This is a genomic window from Petroclostridium sp. X23, from assembly GCF_030013905.1.
Lineage (GTDB): Bacteria > Bacillota > Clostridia > SK-Y3 > SK-Y3 > X23.
The window spans coordinates 3,351,502-3,374,645 of record NZ_CP124862.1; the positions used below are offsets into that span (position 1 = coordinate 3,351,502).

Genomic DNA, 23,144 nt, shown 5'->3' on the forward strand with positions numbered 1-23,144 from the left:
AGATAAAGGAGTGCAGCATATGAATAAAGGCATATTAATTATAGGACATGGCAGCAGGGCGCTAGAAGCGCAGCAAACATTCGAAAGCATTATAGATAAATTAAAAGCAAAAGGCTATCAAAATATTGAGGGTGCACATATGGAACTGGCAAAGCCCAATATCCGTGAGGCTGTGGAGAAACTGGACAAACAAAAAGTTGATATGATTGTAGTTGTACCGCTTTTTATATACAGCGGTATTCACATAAAGGAAGATATTCCGCAGATTCTTGAGGAGATAGGGCGGGATTATCCGCATATAACCATTAAGATGGGCAGCGCGTTAGGTGATGATGACCTATTGGTAAGTTTGTTAGAGAAGAGAGTTAAAGAAATGATTACATAATTTGCGCTTATACATAAAAAGTAAAATTTGCTACAATATTCACGCATTATATGCTATAATTACTTTAATAAATGCGTAAAGAGGATGAATGTTATGTCTGAAACAATGCTGCCAAAGGCCTGGGAGGGGCTTATTAGTAAAGGGACATTTCTGCCGGTCATTATAAAAACATTGGAAAGAATTCATGATACAACATGGTCTATGGAGCCGAGCCGGCACGATCATTTTGAAATGGTGTATATTAAGAGAGGAAATGCAGTATTCCATATCGCAGGTCAAGATGTGCATATGGGGCCAAATGATATTGTCATTATTAAGCCTTTTCAGCTTCATAAATTCAATGTAAAGTCACAGGCTGGATGTGAATTTATTGTTCTGAGTTTTAAATTCCAGGACCAGCGGGATAAAGAGTATTCAGATATATCATTAAATGATTTTATAGAATTTGTAAAAAATAAGGAAAGCGGATCGTTTATTACACTAAAAGTCAGCAGAAAAAATGATATTGTTTATGTAATGAATAGGATTTTAAGAGAGCGAGAAAAGCAGGATATTTGGGGAGATTTTTTAAGCTACCTGTTAATTATGGAGTTATTTGTGCTTGTTTCTCGTGCCCTTAAGATGGAATGGGAAGAAAGTATAAAGAATAAAAGCTTGAAATTAAAAGAGCTTATGCATATTGCAAAACAATATATGGAAGTGAACTATGAGAAAGATTTGACGCTAACGGATGTATCGAAGTATGTATTTTTGAGCCAGAGTTATTTTGCCCATGCATTTAAAGAAGAGTTTGATATCAGTCCTAAAAGTTACTTGCTGAAGGTAAGAATAGATAAATCAAAGGAACTGCTTGAAAAGACTGATTTGAAAATCAGTGATGTGGCGCTTAGTGTTGGTTTCTCCAGCCAGCAAAGGTATAACGATATGTTTAAGAAATATGTCGGGATGACACCTCTGAAATATAGAAAAAAGGTAAAGGCGGATAAATTAAATAAGTAAAAATACGTATAATATAAAAATAATGTTTCTATAACAGTAAACATTATTTTTTTACGCTAGTATTTCATAGTAATAGGGAAGAATTATTAGAATGTTTGTTCTAAAATATAAACTAATCAATAAACTAGTTGATGGTTTAAATAAAATTATATAAATTTTTGAGAGGAGGATGGAGAGTTATAAGAATGGAATGCAGCGGACAAGATATCGTTTTGCATTTCGAGTTCTAATCTCCAAATTAACGATATGAATTTTAAGATTGCGGTAATTCCCGGTGACGGTATTGGTATTGAAGTTACTGCACAGGCAGTAAAAGTATTAAAAACGGTAGGAGAGAAGTTTGGTCATGTATTTGAGATGACCGAGGCAGATGCCGGCGGATGTGCAATTGATAAACACGGGGAGCCCTTGCCGGCACAGACGTTAGAAGTTTGCAAGAATAGTGACTCCGTATTATTAGGTGCTGTCGGAGGTCCGAAATGGGATACGCTTCCCGGAAGCCAAAGGCCTGAACAGGCATTGCTAGGGTTAAGGAAAGGATTAGGTTTGTTTGCAAATCTTCGTCCGGCGGTATTGCATCAGGCATTGAAAGATGCTTCACCGTTAAAACCGGAGATTATCGGGGACGGGCTGGATATAATGGTGGTCAGAGAACTGACCGGCGGAATATATTTTGGTGACAGAGGACGCACAGAGGATGCAGCCTTTGATACTATGAAATATAGCGTCGGTGAGATCGAAAGAATAACAAGAGTAGCTTTTGAAATCGCAATGAAGAGAAATAAAAATATAGTATCGGTAGATAAAGCGAACATTCTTGAAAACTCCAGATTGTGGAGAGAGGTTGTTGAAAAGGTAGCCAAGGAATATCCGGGAGTACAAGTGAGCCATATGTATGTTGACAATGCAGCAATGCAGTTGGTAAGGAATCCAAAGCAGTTTGATGTTATTGTAACCGGAAATATGTTTGGAGATATCTTATCCGATGAAGCTTCTATGATTACAGGTTCTATCGGTATGCTGCCGTCTGCAAGCCTTGGTGCCGGAAAATTGGGCATGTATGAGCCCGTACATGGTTCAGCTCCCGATATAGCAGGACAAGACAAGGCAAATCCTATTGCCACCATTATTTCAGTTGCGATGATGTTAAGGTATTCTTTTAACCTTACCCAAGAAGCTGATGTCATAGAAAAAGCCGTAAGTAGTGTATTGGATAAAGGGTACAGAACCGGTGATATCATGAGTGAAGGAATGCAGCTAGCGGGTACAGCGGCAATGGGACAACTAATCATTGACGAGATACAAGATTAAATTGTATTTTCAAGGTTAGAGTTTTTTATCTATATCAAAAGTCAAGAGGACGGGGATGTTGTCAACAACCCCGTCCTCTTGGCTTTTATCGTCTTTTCCTGATTTATCAGCTTTTTTGTACTACCTTTTTATTCCGGTTTTATATTAATATAGTATGTGTTATAATACAATTAGTATACATAATATACAAATCGTAAGGTAAGGGGAGGGGGTTTTTTGAAGCTTTTAACCATAAATATTGTGATTTTACCTCTTATCCTTATGCTAATGACGGCCTGTACCAGCGTAAAAAAAGAATTTGAGGCTGTCCCTGAAAGTATTGTATCTACTGCTGTTGAAGTCAAGTCTCTTGCTGCTTTGCCAGAAGAAATCAAAGAAAAGACGGTAAAAATCATGACCTATAATATAAGACATGGTGTGGGGGTAGATAATAATTATGATTTGGATAGAATAATCTCAGTTATCAAAGAGGCAGACCCGGATATCGTATCTTTAAATGAAGTAGATCATATGATGCCGCGCACCTATATGCAAAAGCAGGATAAAATTATTGCAGATGCGCTGGGATACAATCTGGTTTACGGTTTTAATATTAACTTTGGAAGTAAGTATGGCAATGTGTTATTATCTAAACATCCTATTACAACATATATTAATGATGCATTACCCAAGAACAAGATGTCGGAGCCAAGAGGATTAATCCAAGCTGACGTCAATATTGATGATAAAACAATAAAAGTCCTCTCTACGCATTTATCCATTAATAGCGAGGAAAGACCGGAACAAATAGTGTATATAATAGAAAAATTAAAAGAGCTTGACGGACCCACAGTCTTAATTGGTGATTTCAATGCAGCGCCGAGCTCCAATGAAGTAAAACAGATAAGTGAAATGATGGAGGACAGCGCTAAAGAAGAATATGGCACTTTTCCGGCAAACGATCCAACATTCAGAATAGACTATATATTTGTTTCTGAGGAACTTGAAGTAAAAAACAATAAGGTCATAGAAAGTGAGGCATCAGATCATCTTCCTGTATTGGCAGAAGTAAGTTTAAAGGAATACTAAAATTATGGAATAATAAGAGGTTATTTGCAATCTCTTTATTATTCCTATTTTGTTATTGGTTTTGTATACAATAATCATTAGTTTTTGTTCAAACCCATGGATTCAGCCTGATACGGAAACTTCGCTTGACAATAATTTTTCGTATTGTTATACTAATTTAGAGGTAATAAAGCTATAAATAATAGTATGTGTAGGTATATATTCGTATGGATACTGTGTACTAATCTACTAATTTTTTTTGCATTTGACACCTACATATAAACAGAGTTCTAACCTTCAAAGGCTGAAAAAGCTATTTATACTGGAGGCGCTGCTTTCTTGAATGTATTGGCTCCATGTCCGAGAGGTTGGAGATATGATACGCCTAAATTAATGGATATGTGCAAATTAGCAGTTGAAACTTGCTTCTGGCCATTATATGAAGTAATTGATGGTAAATATATTATTAGCTATAAGCCAAAGAATAAGTTTCCTGTTGAAGAATATTTGAAACCGCAGGGAAGATTCAGACACTTATTCAAAAAAGGCAATGAGCATATGATCGCTGAAATTCAGGCAGAAGTAGATAAGAGATGGAATGAGCTTCTGATTCTTGCCGGAGAAGCATAATATATAGATAAAGATTGAGAGTATTCATTCTCAATTCTCATTTAAGGGTCGGTCCTGATTGATTTAGTCACGGGGCCGGCTTTTTTGCATTTTCTTATAGGAGACTGTGATAAAGTCGAATTTAGCACGAAGAGAAAATCGGACATGGGGACTGGTCTGCTGTCAGGCCCGGTCTTTGGCCGGACTGCGGCCCTGTCCCCGTGTCCGATTTTCGAGCGATTAGGCACTTTGGCACATCCTCCTATATGATTATGTGAAATAAATGTATAAATATTGAATAATGTGTATAAATGTGATACAATTTCCAAGTGTTTTACTAATTTTACAAAGGGAGGGTGTCTATGGTTGTTCATATGAAAGGGGTTGCGAAGCTCCTTATAGTTTTATTGGTATCTTTTACTATATTTAATGCATCTATTGCTGATGCTTTTGTAGTGGCCGACCCCATGGTCGTAGGCCCGATAACAGAGGTGTCTAAGATTGGAAGTTATGATTTGGCCAAAATACGCATTGATGAAAAGCTGCTGGGGAATTTTTGCAATGGTGATGTTGTAATATTGACACTGCCTAGTGGAGTGGAGTTCGATGGTGGACCTGTAGTGACTTTTGCAGGAAGCGGTGCTGATGATTTTGATTCTGCAATAGTCACTAAAGTATCTAGCAGAATATACCACATTAATATCAAAATTCCTGATATAAGAACAAATACGGCGGTAATGAATTTTACTATACCTGTAAACGTAACTTCTCTAGGTTCTGCTGAAATCTGCGTGAATATAGCTGCTCCCGGTACAGCAATCAGGGAAGGGAGTTTTGTAGTTGGAAGATTTGTTTCGGACTTTGGTGATATTGAATTAAGTCCTCTGCAGAAAGTAATGGTGCAAGGTCTAAGCTTATCGGCACAAAACAGAGATCTATTTGCAACGGAAATCTTGGGTCCGCTTAAAACAGTTTATTCGGAAGTATATGTAACTCCTCAGCTTGTAGACTATGGTTGTTATATCTTGGGGTCTGTAAGTACTTCGGATATGGAAAAAGCATTAAAAGCGTATGTACCGTATTCAACCGTGAAGAAACGAATAATTGAGGCTGCGATCAAGGAAGGTCTGCCGGTATCACTAAACAATACTACAGGTTTCCCCAATATTGCGGATGCAATCAATAATGAAGTAACCGGTGACCCAACGAATGATATCGGATTGAGACTTGTTGTGAAGATGCTTTCGACAGTTACATCAATCACAGGACCGATAGCCTTTAATGATGCTAATGATACATCAAAAATTGATTTTAAATTAGAAGGTTATGAAACTGTCAAATCAACGGTATCTTCTCTTATTGATTCTGTTGAAACCTTGAAGGCCGGTATTAGTACTTATGAAGGAGACACGAATTTCGATAAATTGCTAATGTACGCTGAACAATTGGTGAATAGCCAGCCTTCAGAAGTAGCTGCTTTTAAGACATTCTTAAAGAGTAATGGCGATATTTTTGAAGGGACTGTAGAGGCACCTGATGATGATGACGACAACGATGGTAATACCGAGGCCCCTGGCAATACTGGCGGAGGAACGCCAACGAGCGAGGGAACTCAAGTAGGAGATGCGGATGAATTCATTAAAGATGGAAGTAAGCAGTTAGAAAAGGTTATTAGCGTACAAGCCCCTGATAGAAATGCAAAAGAGCAAGCAAAAAAAGCCATTGAAGATGCGGTAAAAGAAGCAGCAAAAATAAATGTTAACAGTAAGGACGTCAAAGTCCAAGGAACAACGGCAGCACTAGAGGTTAAAGCAGATACTTTAAAGGCTGCAGTTGCCAATGCAGTAAAGGTTGCTCAACAATTAACTAAGCAGGCTAAAGATGCCGGTGTAGATGTAATGGTTCAGAGAATCGTGACAATTGAGGTGCCTAGAGCAGAAGGTGTTAAAGAAGTAGAAACGAAGTTTCCGGCAGATATTTTAAGTACTGCTAAAACAAGTGGTATCGATAGAATTGCGGTAGATACGGGCATTGCCACGGTAGCAATAGCGTCAGATGCATTGAAGGATAGCATTGTATCGGGAGCTGAGAAGATTGAGCTTTCTGTTGCGGCCGTAGATAAGACCCAGTTGTCTGCGGAAATTGCTGAAAAAGTAGGAAGCCAGCCGGTATATGATTTTAACCTTTCTGTAGATGGGAATAAAATAAGCAAATTTGAAGGGGAAAATCCGATAGAAATTTCCGTAGATTATACACTTGCTGCTGGTGAAGACCCTGATAAGATTGTTATTTACTATATCAACGATAATGGCGAACTAGAAGCAGTGAAAAATTGCAGATATGATCCTGATACAGGAAAAGTTACATTTAAAACAAATCACTTTAGCAAATATACGGTTAAAGAATCTGATGTTACTTTTAAGGATGTTTCGACAGTGCCATGGGCAAAAACTTCTATAGAAGCACTTGCTGGGCGAGGTATTATCGGGGGTATAGGTGAGGATAAGTTTGACCCTGATAGCAATATTACCAGAGAGCAATTTGCCAAGATGATTGTGGAAGCCTTTGATCTGATGGATGAAGCGGCAACGACGACATTAAGCGATGTCGATAAAAACGCGTGGTATGCAAAGCATATAGCATCTGCGCAAAAATCAGGTGTAATAAACGGTATTGGTGACAGCAAGTTTGGTGTAGGCAGCAAAATTAGCAGGCAAGATATGGCTGTAATGGCATATAGAGCTGCTCTGAAGGCTAATGCAAGACTTGAAACGACTAATGCTAAGGAAGAATTTGCAGACGAAGAATCTATCGATTCCTATGCAGTTGAAGCAGTATATGCAATGCTGCAGGCTAACATTATTAATGGCGTAGGCAGTAATACATTTAGGCCAAAAGATTATACAACAAGAGCAGCTGCTGCAAAAGTCATCTACTTATTATATAAAACATTACCCTAGAGAGAAAATTATGAAGAATATTTTTCTAGTATTATAGATTAGCAGGTGTACTGCGGGTAATCTTTTGTCTAAAGGTCGGTCCTGATTGATTTAGTCACGGGGCCGGCTTTTTTATACTCTAGAAAACATAAGTGAGGAGTGGATAGTGAAAAGAGTATAAAGGCTCCCCACTCCTGATTTAATGACTATTAATGTGTACTCTTTATCGCAATAGATATAATAATAAATTTGATACCAGAGTAATATGGAAGCTGTGAAGAAAATTTTCTACAAATTTAATAAAAACTCTTGAAAATAATTACCCATAAATGTATAATAAAATTACTTACTGGATGAGAGGATAATAAAATATGACAAATGAATTAAATCAAATTCCGGGATGTCTTGTGAGAATTGAGAATATCTATTCATCGTTAAGAGATTCAGAGAAGAAGGTATCTGATTATATAAAAGGCAATTATCAGGATATCATTCACTTGACTATTACAGAATTAGCTGAGAAATCTGAGACCAGTGAATCAACGATTGTTAGACTCTGTAAAAGCTTAGGCTATAGAGGATTTCAAGAACTAAAGATTAACCTTGCGAGAGAAATTATTCAGCCATCTCATCAAATACATGAGGCGCTGGAAAAAAGTGACGATGTACTAACCATCAAGCAAAAAGTGTTTAATGCCGATGCACAGGCCATACATGACACGTTGAAAGTGTTGGATGATAATGAGTTTAAGAAAGCGGTTGAACTAATTTCTCAAGCCAATCATGTGGAAATGTACGGCGTAGGAGGTTCTAGTGCTGTAGTATTGGATGCGCAGCACAAGTTTTTGAAGGTTGGTTTAAAATGTTCGGTATATACAGACACTAATTTGCAAGCGATGTCGGCGTCTTTACTTGGTAAAGGCGATGTTGTTATAGGTATATCACATTCCGGCGGAAGTAAGGATATTATTGAAATACTGGAGATTGCTAAAGAAGCAGGTGCTGCTACCATTAGCATTACGAATTATAGCAAATCTCCGATCTTAAAAGTCAGTGATGTTGTATTATTTACTGCCTCAAAAGAAACCGCTTTTAAAAGCGACGCACTAGCATCAAGAATCGCAGAGTTGGCGATCATTGACGCATTATTTGTAGCCGTTTCCTTTACCGGATATGAAAAGTCATTTAAGAGTATACAAAAAACAAGAGATGCTACCGCATCAAGAAAGTATTAGAATAAGGAGGTTGTAAAATGAAAGCTGTAGTTTTATATGGTGCGAATGATTTTAAAACCGTAGAAGTAGACAAACCGGTAATTAATAAAGATGAAGTATTACTAAAAGTTAAAGCCAGCGCAATTTGCGGTACTGACTTGAGAATCTTAGAAGGTAAAAAAACTAAGGATGTAAGATATCCTTCTACTATAGGGCATGAAATGTCCGGCGTGCTTGAAGAAATAGGAGCAGATGTGAAGGAGTTTGCGGTAGGAGATAGAGTTTCTATAGCGCCGGTAATCCCTTGCCATGGATGCTATTATTGTTTAAGCGGCAGAGAAAATGCTTGTCAAAATAGAGTAGCTATTGGATACCAATTTGATGGAGGTTTTGCAGAATATGTAAGAATCCCTGCCATTGCTATAAAATATGGACATGTAGTGAAATTGGCAGATCATGTTTCATTTGAGGAAGGTGCTTTAGCTGAGCCATTGTCATGCTGTATTAATGGCATTAAAAAGGCAGGTATTACGCTAAATGATAGGGTATTGATCGTGGGTGCCGGACCGATAGGATTAATGCATCTGCAGCTTGCAAAATCAGCAGGCGCAAGTAAGATCATTGTAAGTGAGCCTATAGACAGCAGAAGAGCAATGGCTAAGAAATTCGGTGCAGATATTATCGTGAATCCTGCAACCGAGGATCTGAAAGATATCGTCATGCAGCACACCGATGGATATGGTGTAGACAAAATCATTATGGCAATAGGCGTTCCTGCTATTGTAAATGATACATTAAAGCTAGCAAGAAAAGGTGGAACTATAAATCTATTTGCGGGATTTGCCGGTACAGGAGAATGCACAATAGAAGCGAATGTTATTCACTACAATGAAATTAATGTAAATGGAACGACGGCCTTTACAAGACTGGATTATCTCAGTGCGGTATCGCTTATCGCTGCGGGAAAAGTTAATGTCAAAGACCTTGTGTCCCATGTATATAAGATTGATGATTTTACAAAAGCATATGAAACATGTAAATCCGGTGAAGGCGTAAAAGTGTTAATAGAACCTTAAATTTATTTAGAAAACTTTCAAATTCAAATCAATTAAAGAAAAGAGGAAATAATATTATGGCAATGTTAGGAAAAGCAGTAAGAATGAGTAGATTGGTAAATCCAAAAAGTAATAAAATGATGGCGATAACAGTTGATCATGCGATTTCAAGAGGAATTGCACCCATGAAAGGTTTAATGCCCATTCAGGACACTATAAATAAAATCTTAGTAGGGAAACCGGATGCATTAACAATGACAAAAGGTATTGCAGAGCACTGTATGTGGGAAAATGCCGGTAAAGCTTCTATTCTATTAAAATGTTCTAGTTATTCACCGGTACATCCAACATATGATATTGCCTTCGGTACTGTTGATGAAGCAATACGTATGGGGGCTGATGCTGTCTCTATTGGTGCAATGACATTAGGAGATTATCAGGCCCAACAATTCACTGAAATTGGAAAATTTTCCGAAGAATGTATGGTGAAGGGGATGCCATTAGTAGGGCATGTCTATCCAAAAGGTGAAAGTGTTCCTAAAGATAAACAAACTGCATGGGAAAATATCGCTTATTGTTGTAGAGGTGCTGCAGAGTTAGGAATTGATATTATTAAAACAACTTACACTGGAGATCCGGAAAGTATGGCAAAAGTTGTTGAGAGTTGTCCTGCAAGAGTAGTTATTCAAGGTGGCGACGCTTGTAACACACTTGATGACTATTTGAATATGACAAAAGATGCAATGGATTGTGGTGTTGGAGGAGTCACAATGGGTCGTTTTGTTTGGGATTACAAAGATATTTCAGCATTAGTTGTTGCATTACGATATATTATTCACGAAGGATATAGTGTTAAAGAAGCAAAAGAATTATTGGTTCAATTAGAAAATGATAAAAACTATGATGCGTTTTAATTATACACGGTAGTTGTATATTAGGAGGATAATTTGCATCATTACTTATTAGGTATTGATATAGGTACTGGAAGTATTAAAGTTGCAATTATTGATGAACAGGCAAAGATAGGCAGCATCGAATTGAAAAGTAATTGATGGGAATGATTGGATGGAAAATCAATATTTGTTAGGAATAGATATTGGTACTAGCAGTACTAAAGTTGCTTTGCTTAGCGTCGAAGGTTCTCTCATCGCGATAGAAAGACAGGAACACTCCATTCTCAGCCCCCGTGAAGGATGGGCTGAGCTTTCTATTGACGGTTTGTGGAATGAATTCTTAATTTTGCTAAAAAAAATATCTAAAAACCATAAGGTAGACTTAAAATCGATAAAAGCAATAGGAATAAGCTGTTTATGTCCGGGTTTGATGCCTTTTGATAAACATGGAAAGGCATTATTAAATCCCATCATTTTTATGGACAAAAGAAGCAGTAAAGAAACGGCACTTATAAGAGATAAAATTTCTGAAGAAGAATTATCGAAAATATCTAGCAATAAGCTAATGCCTGGGGCGTGTTCGCTTACCAGTATGCTTTGGATTAAAGAGAATATGGAAGAAGTATATAGAAATACAAAATATTTCGGACATATTAACACATTCTTTGTTCAAAAGTTAACAGGTAAATTTGGAATAGATTATACCAATGCGTCTTACACCGGTTTATTCGAAACCGTACAAAGACAAGAGTGGTCTGAAGAGATTTGCAAAAGGGTAGATATTGACATGGAAAAACTCCCACCTCTTATTCCCTCAGATTCAATCGCCGGAAATTTAATATCTGAAGAAGTGATTGAAATTGGATTACTAAAAGGGATTCCTGTTGCTATGGGAGGTGCCGACACAGCATGTTCTGCATTGGCAGTAGGTATTATAGAGCATAACCAAGTCTTTGAGTCGGTAGGTACGACAAACGTTATTACTGTTTGCTCTGAGAAGCCCGTATTTGATGTCCGCTTTATGAATAGATGCCATGTCATCAAAGATAGATGGTTGTACCATGGCGCTATGTCTAGCACAGGTGCGTCATTAAAGTGGTTCAGGGATGAATTCTGTTCAGATTTAATAATAAGTGAAAAAGAAACCGGTGTCAGCGCATACAAAAAAATGGATGAACTTGTTTGTCAGTCGATGCCAGGAGCAAACGGGCTGATCTTTTTACCCTATCTATCCGGCGAAAGAACACCGGTATGGGACCCTAATGCAAGAGGTGTATTTTTTGGTCTCACCTTGCAGACAAAAAAGGCGGATATAGTTCGCTCTATCTTGGAAGGATGCGGATATGGCCTCAAGCAAATAATTGAAATAGCTGAGTTTATGACCGGCGAAAAGATCAATGAATTTGTAGCTATTGGCGGTGGTGCAAAGAGTGAGGTATGGGGACAAATAAAAGCTGATATTACTGGAAAAACTATTAGGGTATTAGATCTTAATGATGCTGCAGTAATAGGTGCCATGCTGCTTGCAGGATTGGCAGCAGGGATTTATAAAAATCCTATCGAAGCGCAATCTTATATCAGTAAAAATATGTATATAACGTTATATCCCCAGAAGCAATCACAAAATATTTATAATAGCAGGTTTGAAACATATAAATCTTTATACCCTAGACTAAAAGAGTTATTTTCTTGAATTAGGATAGTAATTTTGGTAAAAAGCACTTTGGAAAAGAACATTTTTCCAAAGTGCTTTTTGTTCCATATTAAATAAATTAAAAGAATATACAGATAATACAAATTAAATGCTTGCCAATAAAAAATATTATATAAATCATATAAAAATGTATGGACATATTGAAATTAATTGTGTATAATGAGGGCATGTTATGGAACTTGTTCCTTAATATAGTGTAATATTTTGAAAGATGTTTCAAGGCAGCAGATTTATTAGGGAATTAAAAGGGATTTATGGAAGAACATAATGGACGACTTCTAGTCGATGTAACAAGAAATTATGAAAAAGTCATGGGCAATGTAAAGAAAGTAAAACAGACATTCAGGTTAAAAAGAATTTACTAAAGGTGGTGTTTTTTATGAAATCTTATACTGGAGAAGATATAAGATATCTAAAGCAGCAGGCTAACGTCATAAGAAAAGATATCATTCACATGACGCATAAAGCAAAAGCCGGTCATCCCGGAGGATCATTATCAGCGACGGATATCGTGGCCGCGCTATATTTTCATGTAATGAATGTAGATCCTAAGAATCCGGAATGGGAAGATAGAGACAGATTTATTTTATCAAAGGGGCATGCGTGTCCGGTTTGGTACGCGGCCCTGGCTGAAAAAGGATATTTTGGCATAGAGCATTTGGATACTTTAAGACAATTCCACTCTATTCTGCAAGGGCATCCGGACATGAAGAAAACTCCGGGTATTGATATGACTTCCGGTTCTTTAGGAAATGGGTTGTCACTAGGAATCGGTATGGCTCTAGCAGCAAAAAGAGATAAACGTAAATACAATGTATACGTGATGTTAGGCGATGGTGAAATTCAAGAAGGAATGGTTTGGGAAGCTGCCATGTCAGCATCTCATTACGGATTGGATAATATCGTTGCGATAGTTGACTATAACGGACTGCAAGTAGATGGTTGGACGAAAGAAGTAATGAGTGTTCACCCTGTTGTAGAAAAATGGGAAGCTTTCGGCTGGAATGTCATAGAAATTGACGGGCATAACATGAACGAAATCTTAGATGCATTCCAAATGGCACATAAAATAAAAGGCCCGGTAGCCATTGTTGCAAACACTGTAAAAGGCAAGGGAATATCCTTTATGGAAAATGTAGCGGTATGGCATGGTTTAGCTCCTAACGATGAAGAAGCGGAACAAGCCTTTAAAGAGTTAGCAAAGGAGGCTGAATTAATATGACAAAGCAGATTGCTACAAGACAAGCATTCGGCCAAGAATTAGTTGAAATAGGAAAAGAAAGAAACGATTTTGTGGTTATGGACGCGGACATCGCAAAATCCTGTTCCACAGATTTATTTCACAAGGCATTTCCTGAGAGATCCTATAACTTTGGTATTGCAGAGCAGAACTTTATGGCGATTGCGGCAGGATATGCGTCAACAGGAGCAACAGTATTTGCAGCAACCTACAGTGTATTTGCAAGTATGAGAGCTTGTGAGCAGATTAGAACCTTTATCTGCTATCCTAAACTAAACGTACGTGTGATTGCAAGCCACGGCGGACTGCAAGTAGGGGCCGACGGTGCAACTCACCAAGCGATTGAAGATATAGGGATTATGAGGTCTATTCCTAATATGACAGTGATCCAACCTTCTGACGGCGTATCGGCAAAGCTGGCAGCAAGAGCGGTAATGGACTATGAAGGTCCTGTATATATCAGAGTATTGAGAAATCCTTCACCTATCTTATTCGATGAAAGCTATAAATTTGAGATTGGCAAAGCAGTTGAGTTAAAAGACTACGGTACTGATGTTACGCTGATCGGAACAGGCGCAATGGTATTAAAAACATTAGAAGCTGCCGAAAAGCTAAAAGAAGAAGGCATCAACGCAAGAGTACTGGAAGTCCATACATTAAAACCGATTGATGAAGAAGCGATTTTAAAAGCAGCAAAAGAAACCGGCGGTATTGTAACAGTAGAAGACCATAATATCTTCGGAGGTCTTGGAAGTGCTGTAGCAGAAGTGCTAAGCGAGAAGCATCCGGCATTCTTAAAGAGAGTTGCTATTCCTGACGTATTCGGTGAATCAGGAGACTCAGAACTTTTATATGAACATTATGGATTAGCCGTAAAAGATATCATCAGTGCTGCAAAAGAAATCGTATCAAAAAGATAACAATAAGGGAGGCGTATAAAATGAATCTTCAAGGATGGCATTAGGTGTACCTATCGCCATTTCTTTAGGATTTGGAACGGTAATAGCCATGTTGGCTACCGGAAAGTACCCGGTTCTTGCGGCAGTTCACAGAATGATTCCCGGGGTTGATTCATGTATTTTCCTTGCCATTCCTTGCTGTTTATATATGGATAATACAACTGTAGGGGCGCGCACTGCGCATACGTATCGGTAATTTCTGGTGTTTGTCGGTCCATAAGCCGTTGGTTATCGGGATAAGATAGACTTTGACTGTAAACTAAGTACCAAACTAAAAAATAAATTATGAAAAAAATATTCAACAAATTTACGGTCCACTCTTGAAAATAATTACCCGATGAGATATAATGAAACCACTTACTAAAAAATCATGCAATATGTTACAGAATAGTATTAAATTTTCTAAAGATTGTTAACAGTAGGTGCTGCCAATATTAGTATAGAAAATTCTTCAGATAAGCTGATAGTATACAAAATACACAAAATAAATAATCGTTAAAAAAATATCTTATATAAATTAGCTAAAAATCTATAGACATTAGACTATTAATTGTGTATAATAAGAATAACAAATGAAACTTATTCCATAAATAAATATATAATATTGAAAAGTTTTTCAGACAGAATACCCGTGTCTGACAAATCTAGGAGGAGAGATTTGTGGAAGAAAAAAACATACCGTTATTAGCTGACGGAGATCAGACAGAATACCTAAGCAGGATAAGAAATCATTACTCACTTTTAAGCGATGCAGAAAAGAGGATAGCAAATTATATATTGCAAAATAAAACAAGTATCGTAGATATTCCAGTCAAAGAACTCGCAAAAAAGACCGACTCAAGTCCCGCCACCATCATAAGATTTTGTCAAGCGCTTGGTTTTAAAGGTTACGCTGAGCTTAAGTTCTATATAGAAAGGGAGTTGTTGTCTCCCTTTGGCGAAAAAGAAGAGATTAACCCAAACGATTCGATTAAAGTGCTGAAACAGAAAATATTCCAATTTCAAAAACAAGTCATAGATGATACCCAAATGGTACTAAACGATGAAGAATTAGAAAAAGCAATCAACGCAATCTCAAAAGCACAAAAGATTGAATTGTATGGAGAAGGCGGATCCGGAGCGATTGCACTAACAGCATTTAATATATTAATGCAGATCGGGCTTCCCTGCCAGGTGCATAACGACGCTTTTTTACAGGTAATGTCGGCATCCCAGCTTAAAAAGGGAGATGTGGCGATAGGCATAGCGCACAGCGGAAGGGTTATTAATACTTTGGATGCATTAAAAGTAGCCAGGGAGCAAGGTGCGACCACCATATGCATTACAGGATACGCAAATTCGCCAATTACAGAGTATTCCGACATTGTACTATATACAAGTTCAAAGTCCTCGAGCATGTTAAGTGATATGCCGGCGGCACGTATTAGCGAGCTTTGTGTGATTAGTATCTTACAGCTGGGCGTTGTAACAAGAAATTATGAAAAAGTCATGGGCAATGTAAAGAAAGTAAAACAGACATTCAGGTTAAAAAGAATTTACTAAAGGTGGTGTTTTTTATGAAATCTTATACTGGAGAAGATATAAGATATCTAAAGCAGCAGGCTAACGTCATAAGAAAAGATATCATTCACATGACGCATAAAGCAAAAGCCGGTCATCCCGGAGGATCATTATCAGCGACGGATATCGTGGCCGCGCTATATTTTCATGTAATGAATGTAGATCCTAAGAATCCGGAATGGGAAGATAGAGACAGATTTATTTTATCAAAGGGGCATGCGTGTCCGGTTTGGTACGCGGCCCTGGCTGAAAAAGGATATTTTGGCATAGAGCATTTGGATACTTTAAGACAATTCCACTCTATTCTGCAAGGGCATCCGGACATGAAGAAAACTCCGGGTATTGATATGACTTCCGGTTCTTTAGGAAATGGGTTGTCACTAGGAATCGGTATGGCTCTAGCAGCAAAAAGAGATAAACGTAAATACAATGTATACGTGATGTTAGGCGATGGTGAAATTCAAGAAGGAATGGTTTGGGAAGCTGCCATGTCAGCATCTCATTACGGATTGGATAATATCGTTGCGATAGTTGACTATAACGGACTGCAAGTAGATGGTTGGACGAAAGAAGTAATGAGTGTTCACCCTGTTGTAGAAAAATGGGAAGCTTTCGGCTGGAATGTCATAGAAATTGACGGGCATAACATGAACGAAATCTTAGATGCATTCCAAATGGCACATAAAATAAAAGGCCCGGTAGCCATTGTTGCAAACACTGTAAAAGGCAAGGGAATATCCTTTATGGAAAATGTAGCGGTATGGCATGGTTTAGCTCCTAACGATGAAGAAGCGGAACAAGCCTTTAAAGAGTTAGCAAAGGAGGCTGAATTAATATGACAAAGCAGATTGCTACAAGACAAGCATTCGGCCAAGAATTAGTTGAAATAGGAAAAGAAAGAAACGATTTTGTGGTTATGGACGCGGACATCGCAAAATCCTGTTCCACAGATTTATTTCACAAGGCATTTCCTGAGAGATCCTATAACTTTGGTATTGCAGAGCAGAACTTTATGGCGATTGCGGCAGGATATGCGTCAACAGGAGCAACAGTATTTGCAGCAACCTACAGTGTATTTGCAAGTATGAGAGCTTGTGAGCAGATTAGAACCTTTATCTGCTATCCTAAACTAAACGTACGTGTGATTGCAAGCCACGGCGGACTGCAAGTAGGGGCCGACGGTGCAACTCACCAAGCGATTGAAGATATAGGGATTATGAGGTCTATTCCTAATATGACAGTGATCCAACCTTCTGACGGCGTATCGGCAAAGCTGGCAGCAAGAGCGGTAATGGACTATGAAGGTCCTGTATATATCAGAGTATTGAGAAATCCTTCACCTATCTTATTCGATGAAAGCTATAAATTTGAGATTGGCAAAGCAGTTGAGTTAAAAGACTACGGTACTGATGTTACGCTGATCGGAACAGGCGCAATGGTATTAAAAACATTAGAAGCTGCCGAAAAGCTAAAAGAAGAAGGCATCAACGCAAGAGTACTGGAAGTCCATACATTAAAACCGATTGATGAAGAAGCGATTTTAAAAGCAGCAAAAGAAACCGGCGGTATTGTAACAGTAGAAGACCATAATATCTTCGGAGGTCTTGGAAGTGCTGTAGCAGAAGTGCTAAGCGAGAAGCATCCGGCATTCTTAAAGAGAGTTGCTATTCCTGACGTATTCGGTGAATCAGGAGACTCAGAACTTTTATATGAACATTATGGATTAGCCGTAAAAGATATCATCAGTGCTGCAAAAGAAATCGTATCAAAAAGATAACAATAAGGGAGGCATATAAAATGAATCTTCAAGGAAAAGTTGCCATTGTCACAGGGTCAGGTTCAAAAAGAGGAATTGGTAGAGCGATTGCGCTTTGCTTGGCAGAAAAAGGCGCGGACATCGTTGTTGCAGATATGAACTTAGAAGGCGCAAAAGAAGTTGCAAAGGAAGTAGAAGCATTAGGAAGAAAAGCCCTGGCGGTAGTAGCCAATGTAACGGAGCCGGGCAGTGTTCAGCAAATGGTAGATGAAACACTAAAAGCATTTGGAAAAGTAGATATTCTAGTTAATAACGCAGGAATTACACAGCCAATTACAACACTAGATATGACATTAGAAGACTTTGAAAGGATCATAAAAGTAAACTTAACAGGAACTTTCCTATGTTCTAAAGCAGTCATGAAACCAATGATGGAGAAAAAATACGGCAGAATTATAAACATCAGTTCCGTTTCAGGAAAACGCGGCGGCGGCGTATATGGCGGTTCCCACTACTCCGCAGCAAAAGCAGGTGTATTAGGATTTGCCAAAGCTTTAGCCAGAGAAGTGGTAGAGCATGGTATCACTGTAAATAGTGTTGCACCGGGACTCATTGCGACAGATATCCGTGTAGGTCTTCCAATGGAAAAAGAAAAAGCGATTTGGGAAACCATTCCGATGAAGCGTCCCGGTACAGCGATGGAAATCGCAGAAACCGTTGCTTTCCTAGCTTCAGATGGGGCTGCATATATCACCGGAGAAGATATAGACGTAAACGGTGGTTCACACATGGATTAAAACCCAAAGGTTTTAATATATAAAAAACTATTCATTTTTAAGGAGGAGTATTATTATGAGAAAAGGCTTAGCAGTAGTTTCAATGTTATTGGTATTTGTAATGCTATTTGCCGTAGGTTGTACACCGGTAGGCAAAGAGCCTGCTCCGGCAAAAGAAGAGCCAGCGAAACAGGAACCGGCAGCTCAAGAACCTGCAAAAAAAGAAGAAAATAAAGATGCAGAAATCGTTTTGAAGCTTGGATATGGTGCGCCAACCAGCAATCCTAGACATCTTGTTGCAGAACAGTATTCAAAATGGGTAAGTGAGCAGACAAACGGTAAAGTTAAAATCGAATTATATCCGGCAGAAATGTTAGGAACCGACAAACAGATGGCAGAAGCTGTTACAATGGGTACTTTGGATATGAGTATCAATGCGCATGGTGTTATTGCAAGTTATGAGCCAAAATTAGCAGCTATTGAGCTCCCATTCCTATTCGATGCTCCTGAAAAAGTAGGTAAGGTATTGGATGGAGAAATCGGTGAAGAATTAGCGAAAAATCTTCCGGCAAAAGGAATGAGAATATTAGCTTATTGGGAAAATGGTTTAAGACATATCACAAACAGCAAAAAAGCTATTGAAAAGCCTGAAGATTTAAAAGGATTAAAGATCAGAACACCGGAAAACAAGATGACCCTTGCTATATTTAAAGCATTGGGCGCAAGTCCGGCACCACTGGCATTCCCAGAGTTATACCTTGCATTGTCACAAGGCGTGTTTGATGGGCAGGAAAACCCGGTTACCAATATTCATGCAGCAAAATTTGATGAAGTTCAAAAGTATATCTCTATTACCAATCATAAATATGAAAGCTGTCCTTTGATCGTAAGTGAAACAGTGTGGGGTAAATTACCTGCTGATGTTCAAAAAGTGTTAAAAGAAGGCGCGGTTAAATTTGCGCAAGAGCACAGAAAAATGATTCAAGAGAATGAAGCAAAACTGCTTGCAGATCTTGAATCCAAAGGTATGAAAGTGAGCAGACCTGACTTGAAGCCATTCCAAGAAGCTACAAAGTCCGTATATGCTGAATGGGAATCTGTATTAGGAAAAGATCTGATTGAAAAGATTCAAGCAGCTGCGAAGTAAGCATCAGTAAAGATTATGTAGATTAAATAATAATGTCTAGGAGCACTTGTCCTAGACATTATTACTAATATTTATGTAGACGAGTGATCTATATAAGTTGAATTAAATAATTGGACTATTAGTCTAATATTCATGTTGATGATTAGTAAGGCCGTATGGAAATACGGCCGAAAACAGGAATACAGACATAGGACATTTAATCGGACGTATTGCCATACGTCCCTACATGTTTTGCATAATTAGATCGTTACAAATATTTAATTCATCATATATAGTGAGGGTTAATAGTATGGTAAGGAGGTATTAAAAATGAATAGTTTAATAAAAAAGCTAAGCGATATGACAAATTTCATTGCTGTTAAGATTTCTTTAGTATTAATTATTGCATTGACCATACTGACAACGATGGGCGTTGTCTATAGATATGTTTTACAAATGCCCTTGGTATGGCTGTATGAAACCAGTGTTGTTATTTTTGCATGGATGATATTTTTGGGTGCAAGCATTGCGTTTAAACAAAGAGAGCATATTAAATTAGAATTTCTGGTTAGCTCGGTACCGGAGAATGTAGCGAGAATGTTAAAAATAATTATTGAAATCATTACAATCGCATTTTTAGTATTCGTTATAAAAGAAGGTTTTGAAATCGTAAAAAACACATGGAATCAGACCTATAATACCATTAATCTTTCTACTGCCTGGTTTTATTTATCTTTCCCGGTCAGTGCGGTATTTATGGTAATCCACTTAATAGAAGCTGTTTTAGAATTATTATTTGAAAAGAATACCATGGCGAAGGAGGGACAATAATGGGTGCTATATTGATGGTTGCTTTCGCGTTAATGATGGCATTAGGTGTACCTATCGCCATTTCTTTAGGATTTGGAACGGTAATAGCCATATTGGCTACCGGAAAGTATCCGGTCCTTGCGGCAGTTCACAGAATGATTTCCGGGGTTGATTCATATATTCTCCTTGCCATTCCTTTCTTCATCCTGGCAGGACAGCTCATGAATACCGGGGGAATCACCAAGAAGATATTCAGATTTGCATCAGCTTTGGTAGGACACATTCCGGGAGGGCTTGGACATGCGAATATCGTAGCAAGTATCATTTTCTCAGGAATGTCGGGATCTGCCGTTGCCGATGCCGGAGGACTGGGACAGGTAGAAATGGAAGCCATGACCGATGAAGGATATGATGCGGACTTTAGTGCGGCGGTAACTGCTGCATCGGCGACCATTGGTCCCATCATTCCGCCAAGTATTCCTATGGTTGTTTATGGTGCGGCTGCGGAAGTTTCCATCGGAGCATTGTTTTTAGGTGGTTTTTTTCCGGGACTATTATTAGGTCTTGCTTGTATGGCATTAGTTTATGTGATGTCAGTAAAAAGAGGTTATCCTAAGAAAGACCGTTTGGATTGGAAAGAGATATGGGTATCTTTTAAAGAGTCCTTCTTATCTCTCTTAACACCGGTTATCATTATCGGAGGAATCTTGGGAGGAATCTTCACCCCTACGGAAGCAGCGGTTATTGCTGCGGTATATTCCTTCATTTTAGGGTTTATCGTTTATAGAGAAATCACTGTAAAAGACTTGATGCAGATGTTGGTGAATACCGTAGTAGCCACCTCAACGGTTGTATTGATTATCGGGGGAGCAGCTTCTTTCTCATGGGTTGTTGCAATGGAAGGAGTACCGCAAAAAGTCGCAAGTTTCTTGCTGTCAATTACATCTAATCCGTATGTTATTATTTTGTTATTAAATATTGTATTCTTAATTTTAGGTATGTTTATGGAAAGCTTATCAGTTCTTTTGATTACCGTTCCATTCTTAATGCCTTTAATAACGCAGTTAGGGTTAGACCCGGTGCACCTTGGGGTAGTCCTTGTACTGAACTTAATGATTGGGCTGTCCACGCCGCCGGTAGGAATGTCGCTGTTCGTATGTGCTAAGATTGCGAATGTAAAGCTTGAAAGGTTGTATAAGGCAATGATACCGTTCTTGGTTCCGCTGATTGCGGTATTGTTAATTGTTTCATACTTCCCGGATACGGTGCTGTTGCTGCCGAGATTATTCTTAAAATAGACTTATAATAAAATAGCTCCCAGATAAAAGCTGGGAGCTATTTTATTATTTAGCACATAGAGGAAATCGGACACGGGGACTGGTCTGCTGTCAGGTCTGGTTTTTGGCCGGACTGTGGCCCTGTCCCCGTGTCCGATTTTCGAACGATTAAGCACTTTTTTACATCCTTCTATAGACAAAAATATTTCTAATACTATATAATAAGAACACTTGAATTCGGTATGGGAGGCTCCAGTGAATGAATAATTATCCATCATTTCACGAAAAGAAAGAATATTTATCAACTTCCGGTGTAAATATAGTATTCTTAATAGGAACGCTGGCATTATTTATTATAGATATTCTTACGAATTTATTTATGAAGGGAAAAGGTATCAAAATCGGTCCCAATATATTTTATTTGATAGCTTTAATCACGGAATTTTTATTTATATTATTACCAGCATATCTTTACGTAGTCTATACCAAAAAGAACATAAGAAAGGTATTAAGGATAAATAAACTGTCACTTGCAAATGTTTTGATTATCATCGGGATAGCGATATTTTTAATGCCATTGACCGGATTTGTGAATTATATTGTAATATATATTGTAAGTATGATTGGAAGACCTATTCCTAATCCTATTCTTGATATCGGCGATTTAAAAGGCTTTCTCGTTGGTACGGCGGTGATTGCGGGTTCAGCAGGAGTTTGTGAGGAAGTCATGTTTAGAGGTGTGATATTACGCGGGTATGAGAAATATGGAAGGGGTACAGCGCTTATTGTAACTTCCCTTCTATTTGCTGTAATGCATAGGAATATTCAAAATGTTATCGGCATTTTTTTTATAGGGCTTGTAATCGGGTACATTGTATATAGAACAAATTCTATCTTTGCTGGGATGATTGCGCATTTTACCAATAATGCTATTGTTGTGCTCATCATGTACGGTTTTAATATGCTTTCAAATAAGATGGGAATAGACCTGAATGAGCTTGCACAAAAGCAGCAGGCAGCAGGAATGCCGCGGATGGATATGATGGCAGCGATTTTATGGTTTGTAATTGTAGGTTTCTCAGCTGTAGTATTTATTGGATTGCTTACCCTATTAAGATATAATACACGGGATATGGTGCAAGAACAGATGAATTTGGATACCTATTCGGCACAGCATAAGGAAGATATAGGATGGCTGCAATATGGTCCATTAATGATTGGTTTGAGCTTCATTTTAATAAAGTTTATACAGGATGTTTACTATATCTTATCTTTATCTATGCCTGAATGGATGAAGCTGATATAAAGAGAAAATAAATTGTACGTAAAAGAGCCGGATTATAATATAATCCGGCTCTTTTACGTACATACAGTGCTTTCAAATAATATTGATTACCTTTTTTGCAGTAGGACTCTTGCCATTCAGACCGCTTAGAGGCTAGCCATCAAATCCGTATATAACGTAAAATTTTAT

20 protein-coding genes and 1 pseudogene are annotated in these 23,144 nt (G+C 38.1%); all 21 read left to right on the top strand.

The window, feature by feature from the left end; translation table 11 throughout:
- Window positions 1–10 precede the first annotated feature (10 nt).
- The 21 genes and pseudogenes from QKW49_RS15935 to QKW49_RS16035 all read left to right on the top strand — a co-directional run bounded on the left by QKW49_RS15935 (window position 11) and on the right by QKW49_RS16035 (window position 22,976).
- Entirely contained in the window at window positions 11–385 is a 375-nt protein-coding gene (locus QKW49_RS15935; protein ID WP_349239034.1) for a CbiX/SirB N-terminal domain-containing protein, read from the top strand.
- Window positions 386–478: 93 nt separating this feature from the next.
- Window positions 479–1,384, top strand: a complete 906-nt coding sequence (locus QKW49_RS15940; RefSeq protein WP_282863655.1) for an AraC family transcriptional regulator — start codon at window positions 479–481, stop codon at window positions 1,382–1,384.
- Between the two features lie 246 nt (window positions 1,385–1,630).
- A complete protein-coding gene (gene leuB, locus QKW49_RS15945) occupies window positions 1,631–2,695 on the top strand; it encodes a 3-isopropylmalate dehydrogenase (RefSeq protein WP_282863656.1) in 1,065 nt (354 codons plus the stop codon).
- 216 nt (window positions 2,696–2,911) lie between these two features.
- Complete coding sequence (locus QKW49_RS15950) at window positions 2,912–3,763, top strand: endonuclease/exonuclease/phosphatase family protein (RefSeq protein ID WP_282863657.1); 852 nt, start codon at window positions 2,912–2,914, stop codon at window positions 3,761–3,763.
- Between the two features lie 279 nt (window positions 3,764–4,042).
- Window positions 4,043–4,372: pseudogene (locus QKW49_RS15955) on the top strand (pyruvate ferredoxin oxidoreductase); the annotation flags it as partial.
- 341 nt (window positions 4,373–4,713) lie between these two features.
- Window positions 4,714–7,311, top strand: coding sequence for an S-layer homology domain-containing protein (locus QKW49_RS15960; RefSeq protein WP_282863658.1), 2,598 nt, complete (start codon window positions 4,714–4,716; stop codon window positions 7,309–7,311).
- Window positions 7,312–7,661: 350 nt separating this feature from the next.
- Complete coding sequence (locus tag QKW49_RS15965; protein WP_282863659.1) at window positions 7,662–8,525, top strand: MurR/RpiR family transcriptional regulator; 864 nt, start codon at window positions 7,662–7,664, stop codon at window positions 8,523–8,525.
- 17 nt (window positions 8,526–8,542) lie between these two features.
- The gene (locus tag QKW49_RS15970) at window positions 8,543–9,580 is read left to right on the top strand and encodes a zinc-dependent dehydrogenase (RefSeq protein ID WP_282863660.1); all 1,038 of its coding nucleotides are present in this window, start codon (window positions 8,543–8,545) and stop codon (window positions 9,578–9,580) included.
- Window positions 9,581–9,636: 56 nt separating this feature from the next.
- Window positions 9,637–10,473: a fructose-bisphosphate aldolase gene (locus QKW49_RS15975; RefSeq protein ID WP_282863661.1), complete on the top strand. Its 837-nt coding sequence runs from the start codon at window positions 9,637–9,639 to the stop codon at window positions 10,471–10,473.
- A gap of 151 nt (window positions 10,474–10,624) precedes the next feature.
- The gene (locus tag QKW49_RS15980; protein ID WP_282863662.1) at window positions 10,625–12,145 is read left to right on the top strand and encodes an FGGY-family carbohydrate kinase; all 1,521 of its coding nucleotides are present in this window, start codon (window positions 10,625–10,627) and stop codon (window positions 12,143–12,145) included.
- 400 nt (window positions 12,146–12,545) lie between these two features.
- On the top strand, window positions 12,546–13,388 hold the full coding sequence (locus tag QKW49_RS15985) for a transketolase (protein ID WP_282863663.1): 843 nt from the start codon (window positions 12,546–12,548) through the stop codon (window positions 13,386–13,388).
- Window positions 13,385–14,326: a transketolase family protein gene (locus QKW49_RS15990; RefSeq protein ID WP_282863664.1), complete on the top strand. Its 942-nt coding sequence runs from the start codon at window positions 13,385–13,387 to the stop codon at window positions 14,324–14,326. The genes QKW49_RS15985 and QKW49_RS15990 overlap by 4 nt, the downstream gene beginning before the upstream one ends.
- A gap of 34 nt (window positions 14,327–14,360) precedes the next feature.
- On the top strand, window positions 14,361–14,561 hold the full coding sequence (locus tag QKW49_RS15995) for a hypothetical protein (protein WP_282863665.1): 201 nt from the start codon (window positions 14,361–14,363) through the stop codon (window positions 14,559–14,561).
- 464 nt (window positions 14,562–15,025) lie between these two features.
- A complete protein-coding gene (locus tag QKW49_RS16000; RefSeq protein ID WP_282863666.1) occupies window positions 15,026–15,907 on the top strand; it encodes a MurR/RpiR family transcriptional regulator in 882 nt (293 codons plus the stop codon).
- Window positions 15,908–15,921: 14 nt separating this feature from the next.
- The gene (locus QKW49_RS16005; protein ID WP_282863663.1) at window positions 15,922–16,764 is read left to right on the top strand and encodes a transketolase; all 843 of its coding nucleotides are present in this window, start codon (window positions 15,922–15,924) and stop codon (window positions 16,762–16,764) included.
- Window positions 16,761–17,702 carry a transketolase family protein gene (locus tag QKW49_RS16010; RefSeq protein ID WP_282863664.1) on the top strand — a complete coding sequence of 314 codons (942 nt, stop codon included), beginning with the start codon at window positions 16,761–16,763 and terminating at the stop codon, window positions 17,700–17,702. The genes QKW49_RS16005 and QKW49_RS16010 overlap by 4 nt, the downstream gene beginning before the upstream one ends.
- A gap of 20 nt (window positions 17,703–17,722) precedes the next feature.
- Window positions 17,723–18,478, top strand: a complete 756-nt coding sequence (locus QKW49_RS16015) for a 3-oxoacyl-ACP reductase family protein (RefSeq protein WP_282863667.1) — start codon at window positions 17,723–17,725, stop codon at window positions 18,476–18,478.
- 55 nt (window positions 18,479–18,533) lie between these two features.
- Window positions 18,534–19,604 carry a TRAP transporter substrate-binding protein gene (locus tag QKW49_RS16020; protein WP_282863668.1) on the top strand — a complete coding sequence of 357 codons (1,071 nt, stop codon included), beginning with the start codon at window positions 18,534–18,536 and terminating at the stop codon, window positions 19,602–19,604.
- 309 nt (window positions 19,605–19,913) lie between these two features.
- Complete coding sequence (locus QKW49_RS16025; RefSeq protein ID WP_282863669.1) at window positions 19,914–20,414, top strand: TRAP transporter small permease; 501 nt, start codon at window positions 19,914–19,916, stop codon at window positions 20,412–20,414.
- The gene (locus QKW49_RS16030) at window positions 20,414–21,691 is read left to right on the top strand and encodes a TRAP transporter large permease (RefSeq protein ID WP_282863670.1); all 1,278 of its coding nucleotides are present in this window, start codon (window positions 20,414–20,416) and stop codon (window positions 21,689–21,691) included. Before QKW49_RS16025 ends, QKW49_RS16030 begins: the two co-directional genes overlap by 1 nt.
- 238 nt (window positions 21,692–21,929) lie before the next feature.
- Entirely contained in the window at window positions 21,930–22,976 is a 1,047-nt protein-coding gene (locus QKW49_RS16035; RefSeq protein WP_282863671.1) for a type II CAAX endopeptidase family protein, read from the top strand.
- The last annotated feature ends 168 nt before the right edge of the window (window positions 22,977–23,144 follow it).

Excerpts from the sequence above, each read along its gene's own strand:
- QKW49_RS15940 (WP_282863655.1), top strand. The coding sequence starts at position 479 with ATGTCTGAAACAATGCTGCCAAAGGCCTGGGAGGGGCTTATTAGTAAA.
- leuB (WP_282863656.1), top strand. The coding sequence starts at position 1,631 with ATGAATTTTAAGATTGCGGTAATTCCCGGTGACGGTATTGGTATTGAA.
- QKW49_RS15960 (WP_282863658.1), top strand. The coding sequence starts at position 4,714 with ATGGTTGTTCATATGAAAGGGGTTGCGAAGCTCCTTATAGTTTTATTG.
- QKW49_RS15965 (WP_282863659.1), top strand. The coding sequence starts at position 7,662 with ATGACAAATGAATTAAATCAAATTCCGGGATGTCTTGTGAGAATTGAG.
- QKW49_RS15970 (WP_282863660.1), top strand. The coding sequence starts at position 8,543 with ATGAAAGCTGTAGTTTTATATGGTGCGAATGATTTTAAAACCGTAGAA.
- QKW49_RS15975 (WP_282863661.1), top strand. The coding sequence starts at position 9,637 with ATGGCAATGTTAGGAAAAGCAGTAAGAATGAGTAGATTGGTAAATCCA.
- QKW49_RS15980 (WP_282863662.1), top strand. The coding sequence starts at position 10,625 with ATGGAAAATCAATATTTGTTAGGAATAGATATTGGTACTAGCAGTACT.
- QKW49_RS15985 (WP_282863663.1), top strand. The coding sequence starts at position 12,546 with ATGAAATCTTATACTGGAGAAGATATAAGATATCTAAAGCAGCAGGCT.
- QKW49_RS15990 (WP_282863664.1), top strand. The coding sequence starts at position 13,385 with ATGACAAAGCAGATTGCTACAAGACAAGCATTCGGCCAAGAATTAGTT.
- QKW49_RS15995 (WP_282863665.1), top strand. The coding sequence starts at position 14,361 with ATGGCATTAGGTGTACCTATCGCCATTTCTTTAGGATTTGGAACGGTA.
- QKW49_RS16005 (WP_282863663.1), top strand. The coding sequence starts at position 15,922 with ATGAAATCTTATACTGGAGAAGATATAAGATATCTAAAGCAGCAGGCT.
- QKW49_RS16010 (WP_282863664.1), top strand. The coding sequence starts at position 16,761 with ATGACAAAGCAGATTGCTACAAGACAAGCATTCGGCCAAGAATTAGTT.
- QKW49_RS16015 (WP_282863667.1), top strand. The coding sequence starts at position 17,723 with ATGAATCTTCAAGGAAAAGTTGCCATTGTCACAGGGTCAGGTTCAAAA.
- QKW49_RS16020 (WP_282863668.1), top strand. The coding sequence starts at position 18,534 with ATGAGAAAAGGCTTAGCAGTAGTTTCAATGTTATTGGTATTTGTAATG.
- QKW49_RS16025 (WP_282863669.1), top strand. The coding sequence starts at position 19,914 with ATGAATAGTTTAATAAAAAAGCTAAGCGATATGACAAATTTCATTGCT.
- QKW49_RS16030 (WP_282863670.1), top strand. The coding sequence starts at position 20,414 with ATGGGTGCTATATTGATGGTTGCTTTCGCGTTAATGATGGCATTAGGT.
- QKW49_RS16035 (WP_282863671.1), top strand. The coding sequence starts at position 21,930 with ATGAATAATTATCCATCATTTCACGAAAAGAAAGAATATTTATCAACT.